At 45.6% G+C, this 17043-nt stretch carries 23 protein-coding genes and 1 other annotated feature; of the genes, 8 read left to right on the top strand and 15 right to left on the bottom strand.

Annotation, left to right across the window (positions count from 1 at the left end):
- Positions 1 to 2: 2 nt before the first annotated feature.
- Entirely contained in the window at positions 3 to 266 is a 264-nt protein-coding gene (locus tag M1K58_RS02900) for a YqhV family protein (RefSeq protein WP_256757158.1), read from the bottom strand.
- A gap of 228 nt (positions 267 to 494) precedes the next feature.
- On the opposite strand from M1K58_RS02900, the gene comA reads away from it, so the two are divergent.
- Both comA and M1K58_RS02890 read left to right on the top strand, forming a co-directional pair.
- Complete coding sequence (gene comA / locus M1K58_RS02895; protein ID WP_256757157.1) at positions 495 to 1319, top strand: phosphosulfolactate synthase; 825 nt, start codon at positions 495 to 497, stop codon at positions 1317 to 1319.
- Between the two features lie 86 nt (positions 1320 to 1405).
- Positions 1406 to 1864 carry a DUF441 domain-containing protein gene (locus tag M1K58_RS02890; RefSeq protein ID WP_256757156.1) on the top strand — a complete coding sequence of 153 codons (459 nt, stop codon included), beginning with the start codon at positions 1406 to 1408 and terminating at the stop codon, positions 1862 to 1864.
- A gap of 67 nt (positions 1865 to 1931) precedes the next feature.
- Here the strand turns inward: M1K58_RS02890 and M1K58_RS02885 are convergent, their stop codons facing one another.
- The 5 genes from M1K58_RS02885 to M1K58_RS02865 all read right to left on the bottom strand — a co-directional run bounded on the left by M1K58_RS02885 (position 1932) and on the right by M1K58_RS02865 (position 6179).
- On the bottom strand, positions 1932 to 3185 hold the full coding sequence (locus M1K58_RS02885; protein ID WP_256757155.1) for an aspartate kinase: 1254 nt from the start codon (positions 3183 to 3185) through the stop codon (positions 1932 to 1934).
- A gap of 130 nt (positions 3186 to 3315) precedes the next feature.
- The gene (gene efp / locus M1K58_RS02880; protein WP_256757154.1) at positions 3316 to 3873 is read right to left on the bottom strand and encodes an elongation factor P; all 558 of its coding nucleotides are present in this window, start codon (positions 3871 to 3873) and stop codon (positions 3316 to 3318) included.
- Between the two features lie 35 nt (positions 3874 to 3908).
- The gene (locus M1K58_RS02875; protein WP_256757153.1) at positions 3909 to 4982 is read right to left on the bottom strand and encodes a M24 family metallopeptidase; all 1074 of its coding nucleotides are present in this window, start codon (positions 4980 to 4982) and stop codon (positions 3909 to 3911) included.
- 62 nt (positions 4983 to 5044) lie between these two features.
- A complete protein-coding gene (gene aroQ, locus M1K58_RS02870; protein WP_256757152.1) occupies positions 5045 to 5482 on the bottom strand; it encodes a type II 3-dehydroquinate dehydratase in 438 nt (145 codons plus the stop codon).
- 151 nt (positions 5483 to 5633) lie between these two features.
- A complete protein-coding gene (locus M1K58_RS02865; protein WP_256757151.1) occupies positions 5634 to 6179 on the bottom strand; it encodes a YqhR family membrane protein in 546 nt (181 codons plus the stop codon).
- 183 nt (positions 6180 to 6362) lie between these two features.
- Here M1K58_RS02865 and M1K58_RS02860 point away from each other — a divergent pair, with 183 nt between their 5' ends.
- Together M1K58_RS02860 and M1K58_RS02855 are read left to right on the top strand one after the other, a co-directional pair.
- Positions 6363 to 7322 (top strand): DUF1385 domain-containing protein, encoded by a 960-nt coding sequence (locus M1K58_RS02860; protein ID WP_256757150.1) that lies wholly within the window; start codon positions 6363 to 6365, stop codon positions 7320 to 7322.
- Between the two features lie 37 nt (positions 7323 to 7359).
- A complete protein-coding gene (locus M1K58_RS02855; protein WP_256757149.1) occupies positions 7360 to 7671 on the top strand; it encodes a hypothetical protein in 312 nt (103 codons plus the stop codon).
- A gap of 174 nt (positions 7672 to 7845) precedes the next feature.
- Here M1K58_RS02855 and mntR read toward each other — a convergent pair whose 3' ends face one another.
- From mntR to yidD, 7 genes are all read right to left on the bottom strand, one after another.
- Complete coding sequence (gene mntR / locus M1K58_RS02850) at positions 7846 to 8268, bottom strand: transcriptional regulator MntR (RefSeq protein WP_256757148.1); 423 nt, start codon at positions 8266 to 8268, stop codon at positions 7846 to 7848.
- A gap of 78 nt (positions 8269 to 8346) precedes the next feature.
- Positions 8347 to 9054: a cytochrome c biogenesis CcdA family protein gene (locus M1K58_RS02845; protein ID WP_256757147.1), complete on the bottom strand. Its 708-nt coding sequence runs from the start codon at positions 9052 to 9054 to the stop codon at positions 8347 to 8349.
- A gap of 19 nt (positions 9055 to 9073) precedes the next feature.
- Positions 9074 to 9871: a metal ABC transporter permease gene (locus M1K58_RS02840; RefSeq protein ID WP_256757146.1), complete on the bottom strand. Its 798-nt coding sequence runs from the start codon at positions 9869 to 9871 to the stop codon at positions 9074 to 9076.
- A gap of 3 nt (positions 9872 to 9874) precedes the next feature.
- Positions 9875 to 10648 carry a metal ABC transporter ATP-binding protein gene (locus M1K58_RS02835; RefSeq protein ID WP_256757145.1) on the bottom strand — a complete coding sequence of 258 codons (774 nt, stop codon included), beginning with the start codon at positions 10646 to 10648 and terminating at the stop codon, positions 9875 to 9877.
- Positions 10649 to 10703: 55 nt separating this feature from the next.
- On the bottom strand, positions 10704 to 11666 hold the full coding sequence (locus tag M1K58_RS02830; protein ID WP_256757144.1) for a metal ABC transporter substrate-binding protein: 963 nt from the start codon (positions 11664 to 11666) through the stop codon (positions 10704 to 10706).
- Positions 11667 to 11787: 121 nt separating this feature from the next.
- Positions 11788 to 13824 (bottom strand): methionine--tRNA ligase, encoded by a 2037-nt coding sequence (gene metG, locus M1K58_RS02825; RefSeq protein ID WP_256757143.1) that lies wholly within the window; start codon positions 13822 to 13824, stop codon positions 11788 to 11790.
- A gap of 85 nt (positions 13825 to 13909) precedes the next feature.
- Positions 13910 to 14168 (bottom strand) — a binding site (T-box leader).
- A gap of 70 nt (positions 14169 to 14238) precedes the next feature.
- On the bottom strand, positions 14239 to 14484 hold the full coding sequence (gene yidD / locus M1K58_RS02820; RefSeq protein ID WP_256757142.1) for a membrane protein insertion efficiency factor YidD: 246 nt from the start codon (positions 14482 to 14484) through the stop codon (positions 14239 to 14241).
- A 158-nt stretch (positions 14485 to 14642) separates the two neighbouring features.
- Between yidD and M1K58_RS02815 the strand changes: the two genes are divergently transcribed.
- Entirely contained in the window at positions 14643 to 14876 is a 234-nt protein-coding gene (locus tag M1K58_RS02815; RefSeq protein ID WP_256757141.1) for a hypothetical protein, read from the top strand.
- 76 nt (positions 14877 to 14952) lie between these two features.
- Here the strand turns inward: M1K58_RS02815 and M1K58_RS02810 are convergent, their stop codons facing one another.
- Positions 14953 to 15153: a hypothetical protein gene (locus tag M1K58_RS02810; RefSeq protein WP_256757140.1), complete on the bottom strand. Its 201-nt coding sequence runs from the start codon at positions 15151 to 15153 to the stop codon at positions 14953 to 14955.
- Between the two features lie 73 nt (positions 15154 to 15226).
- Positions 15227 to 15688, bottom strand: coding sequence for a hypothetical protein (locus tag M1K58_RS02805; RefSeq protein WP_256757139.1), 462 nt, complete (start codon positions 15686 to 15688; stop codon positions 15227 to 15229).
- Positions 15689 to 15883: 195 nt separating this feature from the next.
- On the opposite strand from M1K58_RS02805, the gene M1K58_RS02800 reads away from it, so the two are divergent.
- Genes M1K58_RS02800 through gerPC form a run of 3 tightly spaced genes read left to right on the top strand, consistent with a single transcriptional unit; the run spans position 15884 to position 17014 of the window.
- Positions 15884 to 16120 (top strand): spore germination protein, encoded by a 237-nt coding sequence (locus M1K58_RS02800; RefSeq protein WP_256757138.1) that lies wholly within the window; start codon positions 15884 to 15886, stop codon positions 16118 to 16120.
- The gene (locus M1K58_RS02795) at positions 16120 to 16335 is read left to right on the top strand and encodes a spore germination protein GerPB (protein WP_256757137.1); all 216 of its coding nucleotides are present in this window, start codon (positions 16120 to 16122) and stop codon (positions 16333 to 16335) included. The genes M1K58_RS02800 and M1K58_RS02795 overlap by 1 nt, the downstream gene beginning before the upstream one ends.
- A 16-nt stretch (positions 16336 to 16351) precedes the next feature.
- Positions 16352 to 17014 (top strand): spore germination protein GerPC, encoded by a 663-nt coding sequence (gene gerPC / locus M1K58_RS02790; protein WP_256757136.1) that lies wholly within the window; start codon positions 16352 to 16354, stop codon positions 17012 to 17014.
- Positions 17015 to 17043: the final 29 nt, after the last annotated feature.

Below are 17043 nucleotides of genomic sequence, written 5' to 3'. Positions count from 1 at the left end.
CATTACTTTCTCAGGATGCCTATTAATAGACAACCAACACCTGCGAGAATCCAAATGAACTTTGAGGGGGACAGCTTGTCCGCTAAGCCGACTAGGCCTATAGTTGTTGTCGACATAAGGACTAAGGGGCCTACCAAAGCTAACATGGAGTTAACGGTCAATGCTTTCTGTACATCGTTTAACCTGAGCATAATAATGGCTGCAATTAACTCAATACTTCCAGACATAATCCTAAGCATCGCCATGCTAAAAGCTGCTTTATCCATACCTGTACCTCCCAAACGCGACGTACGAATGACATCCACATATTAGTTCGACCTCATGAGTGCGTATTTATATGTATGCGTTATATGTATGCGGATCATGCTTGTAACTTGTCTCATTGATCGAAGAACTTTATCTAAATCATTGCGCTTAGACATCACCTAACTATGGGCAAATGCATATATTGGCTTGTAAAAATCCATCTAGGAACCGAACGAGGAGCGTTGTGAATGCAAAAAACAGCATTTAAGTCCACTTGGCCCGAGGCATTATCAGATCCTAGCGGACGTAGGCAAGCCAAACCTCGAACAACTGGCCAAACTATGGTCATAGACAAGGGACTCGGGTTACACTCTTTTACTGACATCCTAACGACTTCTGGGGAGTACATCGATATTATCAAGTTTGGATTTGGCACCTCCCCTCTGTACCCACTCCCTGTTATACGTAGCAAAATCGAACTCGCGAACAAACACAGAATCCAGGTTATTCCGGGTGGTACGTTGCTAGAAGCGGCGGTCCGTTTAGATTTAATCCCCGGATTTTTCCGACAAGTAACCGAGCTAGGCTTTACGGGTATAGAAGTGTCAGATGGAACGATTAACTTAAGCCGTTCCCTAAGGAATGAACTGATTAAAGACGCTAAGAGCTTAGGTTTGAAGGTGTTTACGGAATATGGGAAGAAGCTATTCGGTTCGCGGATCAATGTATATGATTTCGCAACAACTGTTGAGCAGGATTTGGCTTGCGGTGCAGAATTAGTGACCGTAGAGGCTAGGGAATCGGGCTTGGGTGTTGGCTTGTTCGACGAACAAGGAGACTGCAGAGATGAGGATTTATCCGAAATCATTAATGCTGTTTCTGATAGGAATCGAATCCTATGGGAAGCCCCTTTGAAAGATCAGCAGGTAATGTTAATTAAAACGCTTGGTCCGGATGTTCACCTAGGAAATATTGCACCTCAAGAGGTGATCACATTGGAATCTATAAGGCGTGGACTACGCTCCGACACCTTCGAGCTTCAACAAGTCCCGTATTTTGACTACATGATTTAAGCGATCCCTTAACAAGCCCCGCGTTCTAAACGCGGGGCTTGTTCCATATCGTGTACCAACTATCCAATCAGGGGTGTGTCGCCGTTATGTACGGAGAACTGGTACTTGTCACGCTAATTATCATAGGCTTAATCGGTAGATCGTCGATCATTACTACCGCAGCTTGTATCCTCTTGATCATCAAGCTGACCCATCTAGAACGCTATCTTCCGTCCATAGAACGTAGAGGCATCGAGTTAGGATTGCTGTTCTTAACTTTAGCCGTACTCGTTCCTTTTGCCTCTGGGCGAATACAACCTAAAGATATTATAATTGCCTTCTCTGGTTGGGTTGGCTGGGTCGCGCTAGCCGGAGGGGCAATTGGTGCTTATCTGAACAGTCGAGGATTAGAAACACTTAAAATGGATCCCCAGCTAATCGTCGGAATTGTAATCGGCTCAATTGTCGGAGTGATTTTACTAAGAGGAATTCCTGTCGGACCTCTTATGGCAGCCGGTCTAACCGCGGTTATTATTAAAGTCGTTCAGCTCTTTATAGGCAAATAAAAACCGCCCTTGGAAGTCATAAGACTTTCAAAAGGCAGCTCTCATTTATTCCTTATACGACAAAAAATTAGCGACGATCCTGTGGACCGCCAACAAATACGGTTTCTGCTGTATCCAACTCATAAGCCGTATGAAGTGCCCGAACAACCTCTTGAACAAGTTCAGCGGCAATCACACAGGATATTCTAATTTCCGAAGTGCTAACCATCTTGATGCTTACGCCCACGCTCGAAATGGCTTCGAACATTTTCGCTGCGACTCCTGGATTAGACACCATTCCAGCACCTACGATGGACACCTTTACCAAGCCTTCCTCATATGTCGCTTCACGGTAAGGCACTTCAGCTTTAATACTCGATAAAACATCAATTGCCCGTTGACGATCAGCTAATCCAACCGTGAATGAGAAGTCCGCTTTACCTTCTGCAACTCCACTTTGAATAATAATATCAACATCGATTCCATGACTTGCTAGAGCACCAAATATTTTCGCGAGTACCCCTGGTTGATCCTCAACACCAAGCACGCTGATGCGGGCTACATTTTTATCCGAAGCTATTCCTCTTACGACTACGCCTTGTTCCATTTCCGCGGCCTCCCTCACCAACGTGCCTTCATTTTGCGTAAAGCTCGAACGTACAACGAGATTCACCTTGTTGTGCTTAGCATACTCAACTGCTCGCGGATGAAGCACCGCAGCTCCTAAGTGAGCTAGCTCCAACATTTCATCGTATGAAATTTCATCTAGTTTTTTGGCGCATTTCACGACTCGTGGATCCGTGGAATAGATCCCATCTACATCCGTATAAATTTCGCAAACATCTGCTTTAAGAGCGGCAGCTAGCGCAACTGCAGTTGTATCGGAGCCACCACGGCCAAGTGTCGTAATCTCTCCGCTCTCCGTCATGCCTTGGAATCCGGCAACAATGACAATGTTACCCTGATCCAAGGATGCGAATAGTCGCTCAGGATTAATATCACTGATTTTGGCCTTCGCATGAACATCCTCGGTCACGATGCCTGCTTGCCACCCCGTATAAGACCTAGCTTCATGTCCAAGCTTATGAATTGCCATTGACAATAAAGCAACAGATATTTGCTCGCCTGTTGTCAGTAGCATATCCATTTCGCGGGAAGGCGGATTATCATTTATCTCATTTGCTTTGTCAATCAGATCATCCGTTGTATCTCCCATCGCCGACACAACGACGACGACGCGGTCACCTTGCAGCTTCTTATCGATAATACGCTGCGCTACTCGACCCATTCGCTCTGTCGTGCCGACGGAACTTCCGCCGAATTTCATTACTATCAAAGACACCGGTAGTCACTCCCCAAGAGAACTTCTGCATACAGCAGTATATTATAGCATAAGTATATTGGCCCAAAAACAAAAAAAATCCTTGTTTTCGCAATATTTCGCGAAAAACAAGGATTTATAGCTGAATCTCCTATGCGCGAGAGACATATTTTCCTTCACGTGTATCGATTGTCAAGACATCGCCTTCGTTGATGAATAGCGGCACTTGAACAGAATAGCCAGTCTCAAGCTTAGCGGATTTCGTCGCTCCTGTCGCTGTGCTTCCCTTAATCCCTGGCTCTGCTTCGACAACTTTCAAGTCAACGCTGTTCGGAAGAGAAATACCGATAATATCTCCTTGGTAGCTGGAGATGTTAACCGTCATGTTCTCAATGAGGAAGTTAACTTCCCACTCCAACTGCTTCTTGTTCAATTCGAATTGATCATACGTTTCGTTATCCATAAACGTATATTCATTTACAGAGTTGTAGAGGTATTGAACCGCACGGTTCTCAACATGTGCGCGGATTACGTTCTCGCCTGCACGGAAAGTTTTCTCGACAACGTTACCGTTACGAAGATTTTTCAGCTTTGAACGTACGAATGCAGCACCTTTACCTGGTTTAACATGCTGGAAGTCAAGTACGGAATAAAGACCGCCTTCCATTTCAATTGTCAATCCTGTCTTAAATTCGTTTACAGAAATCACTCAATAATTCCTCCTGTAGAGACATTGCTCCATAATTAGTCCAATACGATTAACTGCTTGGGTGAGCTAGTTAATACTCGAATACCCTTGTCAGTAATAACGATATCGTCCTCGATCCGCACTCCACCAAAGCCGGGGAGATAGATGCCAGGCTCGACCGTTACCGTCATACCGGGGGTTAGTACGATGCCGCCAGTTAAAGACAGCCGAGGCGCCTCATGAATTTCCATTCCGAGTCCGTGTCCCGTCCCATGGCCGAAATATTCACCATAACCATACTTTATGATGATATCCCTCGTCAAGGCATCCCCTTCTTTACCTGTCATTCCTGGGGTTAAATGGTCGAGGGCATATTGCTGAGCTTCCCTGACGATTTCATAAATTTCGCGATGTTTATCGCTTGGTTTACCTACGACGACTGTACGGGTTATGTCTGAGCAGTAGCCGTTATAATACGCTCCAAAATCGAGCTTAACAAACTCATCCCGTCCAATGATCCGATCACTCGCCACACCGTGCGGCAATGCTGAACGTTCGCCAGATGCTACGATGGTATCGAATGAAGAGCTCGTAGCTCCTTGGGAGCGCATAAACACTTCCATCTCTAAGGCAATGGATTTCTCACTCACACCAGGCTTAATGAAACCTAATATATGTTCGAAGGTTCGATCCGCTAAATCCGCAGCCTCCTGCATAATAGCGATCTCACTATCGTCTTTAACCATCCTCAGCTTCTCCACGATACCTTCCGATGGTAGCAGCTTTATAGGATTTAGAGCTTGCTCTATCTTTTTGTAAGTTGCAAAGGTAACATCCTGGTCCTCAATTAACAGCGTTTCAACTTTCCACTCGCTTAATAGCTCGGCAATCGTGATATTCACATCTGCACCGTGCTCGACGATTTGAAAGCCTACCGCCTGCTGAGGAGCCTGCTCCTTGTAGCGGAAATCCGTAAGTAAAGCAGCATGATCCGCTGAAATGAGAACAACACCAGATGATCCTGTAAACCCAGTCAGGTAACGGCGATTAATAGGATGAGTTACGAGTAGCGCACTCCCTGCAGATTTAGCAATTAACTCACGTAACAGTGCGACACGATTATTCGGCATAATAAATTCCCCGCTTTCGAATGAGATGATCTCCTCTGTCCGCTAAGGCTAGCAACTGGGGATTAATTCTGGATGTGGCGACATAAGGCCTGCAAACCTAGTTCGTAGCTTACAGGACCGAATCCGGCGATCTGACCAAGCATTACTGCTGCCGTTACCGAAGTATGGCGAAATTCTTCTCGTTTATGAATATTAGAAAGATGAACCTCAACAGCAGGAAGCCCAACAGCAGCCAACCCATCCCGCAAAGCGTAACTCGTATGCGTTAATGCCCCGGGATTAATAATGATTCCATCATGCTTGTTATAAGCGGCATGGATTTCATCTAACAATAAACCTTCATGATTGGATTGAAAGAAATGTAATTCAGCACCTAGCGTTTTCCCCAGATCGATTAGCCTTGTTTCGATTTCTGCTAAAGTCACTGCGCCATAGATGCCTGGCTCACGAACCCCTAACATATTCAGGTTTGGTCCGTTAATCACCAAGATACTAAGCATGTCTGATTCTCTCCTCCCGCTTATAGCCATAATTCTTTAAGGCCAGTTGCGCCAATAACGAGTAAAGTTCATCAGACATTGTATCATATTCAGATCCCTCAAGAAAACGGTTGAACAAGATGTTGGAACAGAAAGTGAAGGTCGAGCGCTCTCAGGAACTCGGTTGTGCAGACTTGCCCGCTGACTTACCCGAAGGCTCCCGCTCGGCTTCATTATGAAATTCAAAAGAAATGCTGAAGCCGATAAATAGCCCCCACATTAAAAACAGGCAAAAGTCAGTGACGATACTGCTCCATCCGATCTGATTAAGCGGGGGAACCGCACCGATCATCGGACCCACCCAAGCGTATATAATGGCCCACCACAGCGCTCCGAACCACAAACCCGGCCACGGACCCCTTAGGCTCTTTAGTAGCACAATGTAGAGCAATGCTGCGATCATGGACATCATAATAAACATTCCCAAGCCTGCAGCTTGCCAGTAAAAACCGCCCAGATGCTTTCTCGGAACGAAGGGATCGAGCAGAAACGCTTGTGTCACACTCGTGAAATTTAACCCTGTAGCAAGCCAGCGAATTAATCCCCATATCAAGCCTGCAAAAAAACCAATTTTCAAGCTATATAAAATAGGTTGAGTAGGACCAGGCTTTGTACCCTTTTTTCGACTTTGCGCTTCATCGGCCTTTTCAGATGTCATTTCATCCACCCTCATCCACAGTTGGTAAAACTGGAATATAGTGTTTCCCGAAGTACATATTCTAATCCTAGGACATTGCAATTTCCATTCCTTGTGGCTTTCTCTCCATCAATCTAGTAAAATAGATGTACTTGGGCGTAGATTAATCGCACCCTGAGATTCAAGCAAAGCAGGTGACCATTCATGTCCGATAAATCAACCGCAGTCTATGGCGGACAAGCTGTAATAGAAGGAGTTATGTTCGCGGGTAAGCACGTTCATGTAACCGCGGTTCGTCGTAAAGATCAGCAAATCACTTTCCTTGAAGTACCTAGGAAGCCGCAGCCTTTCCTAGCTGCAGTTAAGAAAATCCCTTTTATACGGGGGATCATCGGAATCGTCGAGTCTGCAGCAAAAGGCTCACAGCATTTGACTTACTCTGCCGAAGCTTATGCGGAGGACGAAACAACCCCTGAAGAAGTGGCCGCTAAGCCTAAGCAGAAAGAACGCTGGAATCTCACTATGATTTTAGGTGTCGCCCTTGTGGGTATACTATCCTTTGTTGTCGGAAAACTTATTTTCACATTGGTTCCCGCATTTGTGGAAGGTTTGATCTTTGGTCAAGCCTTTGAGAATAAGATAATGCACAACCTGCTGGAAGGTGCTATCAAGATCGTATTCCTGCTCTGCTATCTTTACTTCATATCCCAAACCCCATTGATCAAGAGGCTATTTCAATACCATGGCGCAGAGCATAAAGTCATTAGCGCTTTCGAAGCAGGCTCCGAGCTAACTGTCGCCGAAGTACAGAAGCATAGCCGACTTCACTACAGATGCGGAAGCAGCTTCATCATTTTCACCGTGTTGGTTGGTGTAATCATCTATTCATTCTTCACATGGGATAATATGGTGGAAAGAATCATTCAGCGGATCGTTCTATTACCAGTCGTTCTCGGAGTATCCTTCGAAGTGCTGAAATGGACAAATGCTCTAAGAGATATTCCGGTATTAAAGTGGTTGGGAGTTCCTGGATTGTGGCTTCAGCTCTTAACGACTAAAGAACCGAATGATGATCAAGTTGCAGTATCCATCGCTTCATTCAATCGGATGAGAGAATTGGATCAGCAAATCATTCCTTCTGTCGTTCTGTCTAAGCAAGCGTAACACTTGAACGATTTTGTCTTATGGGAGGAGGAAAAGCATGAGAAACCGAATCCAGCCTTGGTTTGCCGTCGTTCTCGTCTTCATGGCTATCGGATTGGTTACTTCTTTGTCGCGAGGCTCTACCCAATCTTGGCTAATCCCTTTAGTGCTTGTCACCATCGTATTCTTGCTGTATAAGTTCCCACCGGCAAGATGGAGAAACCCTTCGCACCGTGGCCGCTCTCCAGGACGGGGTGCACGCCCAGATATTCATCGCACGAGTACTAAATCGGAGAGACGACGTTCTTCCCCTTTCACTGTTATTGAAGGTCGGAAGAACAAGGACGACGAACCTCCACGGTACCATTAACTTAAAAAAAACAGCTTCCACTGTCAGGAACTTATCCCCTGCCATGGTAGCTTTTTTTTATATCATTATTGCGAAACAAACTTTGACGATATTCCCCTACCCAGTCCCATAGCTATAAAAAAGCTACCTTTCCTAGAGTAACCTAGAAACGGTAGCTTTCGTTCATTCATTCTACTAGTCATTGTCCAGCTCGGCTCGCAGCTTACTTAGTTCTTCACCACGAGATGGATCCCGATTGAAATATTCAACTAGCGCTTCAATGCAAGTAATCGAGTTCCAGCTGAGATGATGCTCGATTCCTTCTACATCTCCGTAAACTTTATCTTCCTGGACGCCAATGATATTCAAAAAGTTCTCGAGCAGTAAATGCCGGTCAACAAGTCTTTTGCCTGTTTTCTTGCCCTTGCTCGTTAAGACCAGTCCACGATATTTTTCATAAATTAAATAGTTATCCTTGTCCAGCTTTTGGATCATCTTCGTGACCGATGAAGGATGCACTTCCAGCCCCTCGGCGATATCGGAGACCCGGGCATATCCCTTCTCTTCAATCAACCGATAGATCCGTTCTAAATAGTCTTCCATACTTGGGGTTGGCAACGCAAATCCCCCTTTCCTACAATATCATACACTGCTGCATAGGCGTGGAGCAAGCCCCCAACTTATGTGCAGTCGTTATTAGCCAAGCCATGATGGCGTAATTCCTTGCAACCAAATGGTAATGGAAATCATCTTGTCCGTAAATAGCAGTATCCCCATGATAATCATAATGGCTCCGCCGATTTTCATAAGCAAATTCGAATATTTCAAAATCCATCTTGTTGACCCTAAGAAAAAGGCGAGTACGAAAAATGGAATCGCAAATCCGAGAGCGTATGCGGATGTGAGTCCAATCCAAGTCCCTGGATTACTCGCAGCTAGAAGTAAGATGGAGCCCAAGATAGGACCTACACAAGGTGACCACCCTGCTGAGAAGCCAATTCCGAATACGAATGAACCTAAATACCCTGCCGGTTTCCACTTCATATTCAGCTTACGTTCCTTCATCAGGAGATGAGGCTGGAAAATCCCCATTAAGAACAACCCCATTAATACGATGAAAATTGCGGATATTTTACGGATCGTGTCCTGATAATCTCTGAATGCATCCGCAAAAACGTTAGCTCCGTATGCGAGGGCGAAAAACACAACCGAAAATCCAAGAATAAAGAAAAAAGTATGACTCATTGTCTTAAATCGCATACTTCGACTCGTGTCCGTCTTAATTTGATTGACAGAAACACCTGTTATGTAGGAAAGGTACGCGGGATATAACGGCAAGCAGCATGGTGATATGAATGAAGCGAGTCCCGCCGCAAAAGCGATCCCAACGTTAACATCTGACATAATACTCTCCTCCTATGGGCTATGCCCGCAAAATACGTTTCACAGAAACGGATACAGCAAGAATAACAATCAACAGCATGACTATTGTTCCACCGGGTGCTAGGTTTGCGACACCCGCTACCCACAGACCTGCCAATACCGCAACTTCTCCGATAATAACGACCAATACGACCGCCTGCTTAAAGCTACGAGAAAGCGTAAGACTACAAGCTGCCGGAATGGTCAGCAAGGCCGAGACAAGCAAAGCTCCTACGATCTTGATAGACGCACTAATCACAAGAGCCGTTAGAATACTGAGCATGATATTAAAGTATCTGACAGGCAAACCACTGACTGCAGCTGCATCCTCGTCGAAGGTGAGTAGGAAAAGCTCCTTCTTATGTAGCAGCACCATTGTAAGTACAATGACCGTAACACCTGCAATGACAATCAAGTCCGTACGATCAAGGGTATAAATACTACCGAACAAATAAGAAGTAATATTTAGATTTTTGCCCATTGTAAATAAGAGCGAAGCAAGGGCAACCCCACCTGACATGATGATCGCAATTGATAATTCAGCATAAGATCGATACGTTCTACGCAATATTTCTATAGCGAAGGATGCCAATATGGCAAAAAGAAGCCCAACTGCAACCGGATATACATTGATCAGAAATCCGAGTGCAACCCCGGCAATACTGACATGCGCAAGCGTATCCCCGATCATGGCTAACCGCCTTAACACCAGAAACAGCCCCATTAGTGGAGCCGTCACCGCGATTAGAGCCCCTCCGATCAAAGCCCTTTGAAAAAATTCAGCCGATAATAGATCCAAGTTTTACTGACCTTCTTTCCGAATGGAGTGCAGCAAGTCCGTACCCTCGCAATTTTCCAGATCATGAGAATGCCGCACGTAGAACGAAAGCTTGCCACAACGCTCTTTCGGCTCTTCTCCCAAGTAGGAACGCACCATTTCCATATCGTGTGATACCATCAAAAATGTAATATTATGCCTCTGATGCATATGCTTAATCATTTGGAAGAAGCTTTCCTGCGTTTCAATATCTATACCTGATAGAGGCTCATCTAGAATGAGCAGCTTCGGATTATTGATAAGTGCGCGGGCAAGAAATACTCGCTGTTGCTGCCCACCTGAGAGGGCTCCGATTTTCTTATCGCCAAGATCTGCAATTTTCATCGCCCCAAGCGCATCCTCACAGCGGTTAATGTCCTCTTTAGATAAGCGCCGAAACATCTTCTTCCGACCGTACATTCCGGATAATACAACTTCCCTTACCGTTGCGGGAAACAAGGGATTAAAATTGTTTCTCTGTGGGACATAACCAATTTGATTCCAATCCTTGAACTGATCAGCGGGTGTTCCGAATAGTGTAATACTCCCACTCTGAGGTCTTGTCAGCCCTACGATCATTCGCAGCAGCGTCGTTTTGCCCGCCCCATTGGACCCGATTAAGCCGACGAAATCCCGTTCCATAATCTTAAAGGAAACATCGGAGAGGATGACCTGGGAGTCAAAGGAGAAAGAAACTCCATCCAAGCGGATAATCTCACGATGACATCCTGCCTGTTGTATGAATTCATTATTGTTCATGGAGAATACTCCTCTTTCGTTAAGCTACCGTGAGCCTTATTCCTTCTATGTTAGATTACTGCAAAGCCTTCTGCAAGTTTTGCAGATTTCTCTCACTCAATGTGAAATAATTTTCTCCAGCTTTTTCCTGTTCAGTGGTCAAGCCTTCCAGTGGATTAAGCACAAGCGTTTCTACATCTGCTTCGCTAGCTAATGTGTTAGCCAATTGTTCGGAAACGAGCTCCTCGAAGAAAATATAGGGGATTTGGTTTTCCTTCACAAAACGAATAATTTTAAGCAAATCTTGTGATCTCGGCTCTGCTTCTGGAGACAACCCCATAACCGCGATCTGATTGAGGTTGTAATCGCGACATAAATATCCAAAAGCTTGATGAGACACAACAATATCACGGCGCTCAAATCCAGCAAGCTTCTGCGTATATTGATCATCCAGCTGCTTGAGACGCATTTCCAAATCGGCATATCGCTCTTCATAACCTACTTTGTTGGTTGGATCTGCTTTCACAAAAGCATCTAAAATGTTTGCTGCCATTACTATGGCAGAGCGGGGACTCACCCAAGTGTGAGGGTCAACGTCAAGATCAGAGTGACCATGGTCCTCTTCCTCTTCCCCTTCGTGCTCAGCCTCATGTTCTGGATTACCTTGTATTAATTTAATACCTTTACTAGCCTCCACCGTTAGCACCTTGCTGTCTGAGCCTAGGCCATGAAGGAAGTCATCAACCCAACCCTCTAAACCAGCTCCGTTGTATAGAAACAATTGCGCTTTAGATACGGAGCTCAAATCCCTACTTTTTGGTGTCCAATCATGGGGCTCAACTCCGGATGGGATCAAGTTCATGACGTGGGCTCCATCTCCACCGATTTCCTTTGCGAAAAAATACAGAGGATAGAAGCTCGTCACAACATTAATTTTTCCTTCTACTGCATCTTGTTGATCCCCCTTACCACAACCCGAAACGACTGCAACAACAATTGTGCATAGGCATATAAAAAGCAATTTTGATAATTTTGACATTGAGGATGGCCTCTCCCTTAATCGTAATTTTTTTTATTAACAAACACGATTATAGCCCCCTCACAACTTGGTGTCAACAAAATACCCCCTCTCTATGGAAGAGAAGGGGAAGAATTCATCATTATTTCACAAGTGCGCCATTAGGCATACTGACTGGCACGGTTGCCAGCGTCAGTTGATCGCCCTGCGACGCCGCAAGAACCATACCTTGGGACATTTCACCACGTAGCTTCACGGGCTTAAGGTTAGTTACACAGATGACCTTACGGCCAACTAACTCCTCCGGCTTATAGAACTTCGCGATGCCCGATACGACTTGTCTTGTCTCAAAGCCTAGATCCAGTTGAAGCTTGAGTAGCTTGTCGGCTTTAGGAATCGGTTCACAGGCAAGAACCTGTGCGACTCGCAGCTCTACCTTCATGAAGTCATCTATTGTAATTTCTGGTGCAAGGTCAGGTGCTGCAACAGCTTCCGTAGTGGTTACAGGAGTCGACAAGCCTCCGGTTATATTGTCACCCGCAGCTACTATAGGAGCTGCTCCACCCGCCATCATTTCGGATATCCATGTCACTTCGTCTGCAAGCTCCAAACGCGGGAAGATCGGCTCCCCCTTGTCCGTCTTCGTTCCAGCAAGCTTAGAAGTGAATTCTCGCAAACTTTCCCATGATGTCAGCGATCCTTGCTCTAATCCCAGCTGCGTCCAAATTTTAAATGGAGTATGCGTAAGGAAAGGCTGAATGAGGATAGACACGAATCGTAGGCTCTCAGCGAGATGTCCCATAACAGACGCCAAAGCAGCTTTATTCTCGTCCTCTTTGGCTAATGTCCATGGCTTCGTTTCGTCGATATACTTATTCGTACGTCCTACCAAGGCCCATATCGCGCTTAGCGCAACCGAAAATTCCATATTTTCAAGTGCTGCTTCCACCTTCTCAACTGTCGACAATGACATTTGCTCCAACTCAACGTCAAACTCCGTCAGTCCAAGCTGGAATTCCGGCAGGGTACCGTCGAAGTACTTATTGATCATCGCGATTGTCCGATTGAGCAGGTTACCCAAATCATTGGCCAGATCAAAATTGATACGTTCTACGAAGTTCTCCGGTGTGAATGCCCCATCCGCGCCGAATGGCACTTCCCGAAGCAAGTAATAACGGACGGCATCCAATCCGAAGTGTTCGATCAGCTTCACTGGATCGACCACATTCCCTTTCGATTTGGACATCTTGCCATCCTTCATCAGAAGCCAGCCGTGCGCGAATACCTTTTCCGGTAACGGGAGATCAAGCGCCATCATCATGATCGGCCAATAGATCGTGTGGAAACGAACAATTTCTTTGCTCATCAGATGTACGCTAGCTGGCCAGTATTGACGGAATAGCTCATCAGAATCCGAACCGTAGCCAAGCGCCGTAATATAGTTCGATAGTGCGTCGATCCAGACATAGATAACGTGCTTCGGATCTCCAGGAACCGGAATTCCCCAATTAAACGTCGTGCGGGATACGGCCAAATCCTCAAGCCCTGGTTTAATGAAATTGTTGATCATTTCCGTTTTACGAGATACGGGCTGGATAAAATCTGGATGAGCTTCGTAATACGCCAACAATCGGTCTGCATACTTGCTCATACGGAAGAAATAAGACTCTTCCTTGACGAGTTCAACCGGGTGTCCGCTATCTGGACTTTTACCTCCGATGACCTCACCATTCTCACCTTTTACAACGTCCGTCAATTGTGTTTCTGTGTAATAGGTTTCGTCCGAAATGCTGTACCAGCCTTCGTACTCCCCTTTATAAATATCCCCTTGCTCAAGTAGCTTTGTGAAAATACCTTGAACAACTTTAGTGTGGCGCGGCTCCGTTGTACGAATGAAATCATCGTTCGTGATTTCAAGCTTACGCCACAGTTCCTTAATCCCTACGACAATATCATCGACAAATTGCTGTGGCGTCTTGCCCGATTCCTGAGCTTTGCGTTCAATCTTCTGACCATGCTCATCCGTCCCAGTCAAATAACGAACGTTGTACCCACGCAAGCGCTTGTAACGAGCCATCGCATCCCCAGCTACTGTTGTATAAGCATGACCGATATGCAACTTGTCACTTGGGTAGTAAATCGGTGTTGTAATGTAAAATGATTTGTTCGCTTCCGTCATTCATTCCATCTCCCTAAATAAGTTAAAATCATCTGGACAATAACTGACTTGTTGAGCTCCGTTTAAAGACAAAAAACTCCCGTCCGTATGGGACGAGAGTTGTTACTCACGCGGTACCACCCAATTTTCCCTCGCAAATCAAATAGCCGAAGGCTCATTAAGAAACATCCATAACGCCGGACATGCGTCTCCCCCTTACAAGTCCAAGGCTTACTCAGCCTCCACCTCACTCGAAGAAGATTCCTCCAGGACCATTTTCCAAAGCTGCCCTACACCGGTTCTCAGCTCCCCCGGCTCTCTGCAATAGGCGCATGTCTTCGTACTTATCCCTTCAATGGAAATGCTTGATATGATCTGATTGCCAAAATATAACCGACTTGCTTAACCCATGTCAAGCCCAACTAAATCGAAGCCTCACTTCTTGCTCTTCGGGAGAGGAACCGGATCGTAGCCACCACGGTGAAAGGGATGGCATTTGCTTATTCTTCTGACAGCTAAGTAGGAGCCCTTCGCCGCACCATGAACTTCGATCGCCTCCAGCGCATAAGCCGAGCAAGTTGGCAGAAACCGGCAAGAAGGTGGCGTTAATGGGGAGATAAACTTTCGGTAAAATTGGATCGGCGCCTGTAATGTTCGACGCGCAATCTTCCTTTTCCCCAAAAGAAACACCTCCTGTAAATACGCTTATCCCTTTACTATGCAGGAAATGAGATTATTCGTCAAACGAGATGTGGGCGAGCCCATTAGGCCTTAGAACAGGTCATATAGGTTAGTTCATCGTATACTGTACCAGATCCCTAGGAAGGAGCTTGATAAGAATGTCAGATTGCCCTAAATGTAATGGTAAGGCGATTTTCGACCCACCTCAAACCGTGTTCGAGGATTATTATCATCCTCAGCATGTCGATGTCGTGCACCAAATCGAAGTCATCAAACGGCATCATTGTGTACCCGTTTATCACCACGTAACGACGGTATCGGTTAAAGATGTCTTCTGCGGTGATTTCGAAGAACGTGGTGCTCGCACTGCAAGCATGAGAAAAAAACGTTAATCCGCTCAATCCTCTTAAATAGACAGCCCCGAATGCAGCAATCCGCTGTGTTCGGGGCTGTCTTTGTTTATTTTGTTTATGCAAACCAGGTATTAACTACCACTAACAGCATCACGAACGACACGACGGATAGCCCCATAAATATGCCACCTTGGCGCTTCTTAAGCTGGAATAAGCGTAATATCCCCACACTCATGAAAGATCCAATAACCATGATGAAGATAGCTCCAGTAATAAATAATGCTGGCGATACATTTGAAACGTCGACGACTTCCACAATCCATACCCCCAAATAGATTTGTTCATCCAAATTAATGCCGAATCATTGCTTCCTTTAGCATTATACCGATTTACGATTGGATAAACAATTCATATTCAGACTTTTCTGGGGGGCGTCGTTTGAAACGTATAACGAGCTGGCGTTCTTTCTTCATCACAGCCTTTCCGGTTCGGGCGTATACTAGACTCGGAAACCGCACAGTGCGCTTTTTATCCCCAGGCAGCCCAGTTATCTTAAGCCGATCCACGGTCGCGAATAGCTGCAATTTGTTCAGATCAATATCAGAATCAAGCTTGATCGTAACGGATACAAATTTTGCGTCCTGCTTCGTCTCAATTTGAACTAAGCTTTGAGCTTGAACTCGCGCTATATTTTTTGAGTTTTGCATCATATTTTTTACATATTGATTCAACCAATTAGAATCGCCACCCTGGTCCCAATTTTCCATTAGCTTCCAAGGAATATCTTTACCCATCCACTGCTGGATATGCTTCCAATCTGGAAGTGGTCCACTATCAAAAAAGGAGCTCACGCCCTCATCCCTCCCTTAACACGCTTGTGACCGTACAATAGGCCTCGCGACCCGCCCAGTTGATATCCTTCAACTTATGACCGAATCACCCTGTCTGTGCGTAAGATCATCTCATCTACAACCAACAGATGAACCTCTAGGCGATCGCCTTCATACTATGATGCAGGACCCTAAAGCGAAGGAGTCGTTATGCCCATGCCGTGCATTGTTGGCAATGTCAAAATCCTAAGCGTTGGCAGTGGCGGCATCGTTCAATTCGGGGATAGCCTACAAATATCTCCCTCGAGCATTTCCAAAACCTATGCCGGCTCAGGTTCCTTCCTAACAGGGGATTTATCACGTAGCAATAATGCTGTCAGTGCTACGAATACGAACGATCCAGATGTTCAAGACTCCACGGAAAATAATCTAGGTAACTCGGGGGTCATCTGATGAACTGGACAATAAATCAAACGATAACAATCTGTCAACTCCGAGTAGACGCAGTAACCAACTCCTCCGTCCTGCAAATCGGCAGCGCCGGTAGCATACAGTCCTTATCCCAGCTCAACAACACTGGGGGCTTCAAGGAAGCTGCACCCCAACTTGGTGAGCTGGCCGAGGCAACTTCGGCCCTATCACTCGTTCCACTTCCGAACCCAACCTGAAAGGAGGGATATTCAGATGCAGCAGCCTTTTATGTGGAACGGATCCTATCAAACGCCTACACCCGCTCCTATTTCACCGGATTGGTCAGGGTGGATTCAACGACTCTATCAATCCGAATTAAAGCTCCAGCAAATGTCAGAGCAACTGACGAGTATCCAGCAACAACTAAACGATATAAAGAACAAACCGCCCCTTCACATCGAATATCATTTTGATCAATTAAAGGTAAACCGTCTGGAAGGCACTCTAAATGTCGGCTTATCCCCTCAAGGCATACCGGGGATCGAATCACTTGAAACACCTGACCCTTCTTGCTGGAACGTTAAGACTGAAAAACCAGACGAACCCGCGCCCCCTATTGGAATCTTGCAAAATGAGATGGCAGCTTATATGGACAATCAATCTACGAATGATCTTCTGGGGTTGGAGCAGCAATTCGGAGTTTCATTAGAGGATACACATCGTCAAAATGTCGTAGCAGATGTGAAAAAACAGCTAAACAGTCGCGTGCAATATTATGCCAATACGAGTCCTTATCCAAGTAAAGGAACAGATGACGATAAGCAGAAGTGGTTCGACTCGATCAAGGATAAGACGACAAATGATATTCAAGGTGCGTTCACTGCCTATTTAAGCAAGCAGCAGCAATCTCAGAAAGGGGAATCCTCTAATCCATGAGCACTCCGTTAACCCTGAATGTTACGAAT

It is taken from the genome of Cohnella sp. WQ 127256, from assembly GCF_024519285.1.
Classification (GTDB): Bacteria; Bacillota; Bacilli; order Paenibacillales; family Paenibacillaceae; genus Cohnella.
Note: the sequence above shows the minus strand (reverse complement) of the source record. Positions and strands in the feature narration are given on the sequence as shown.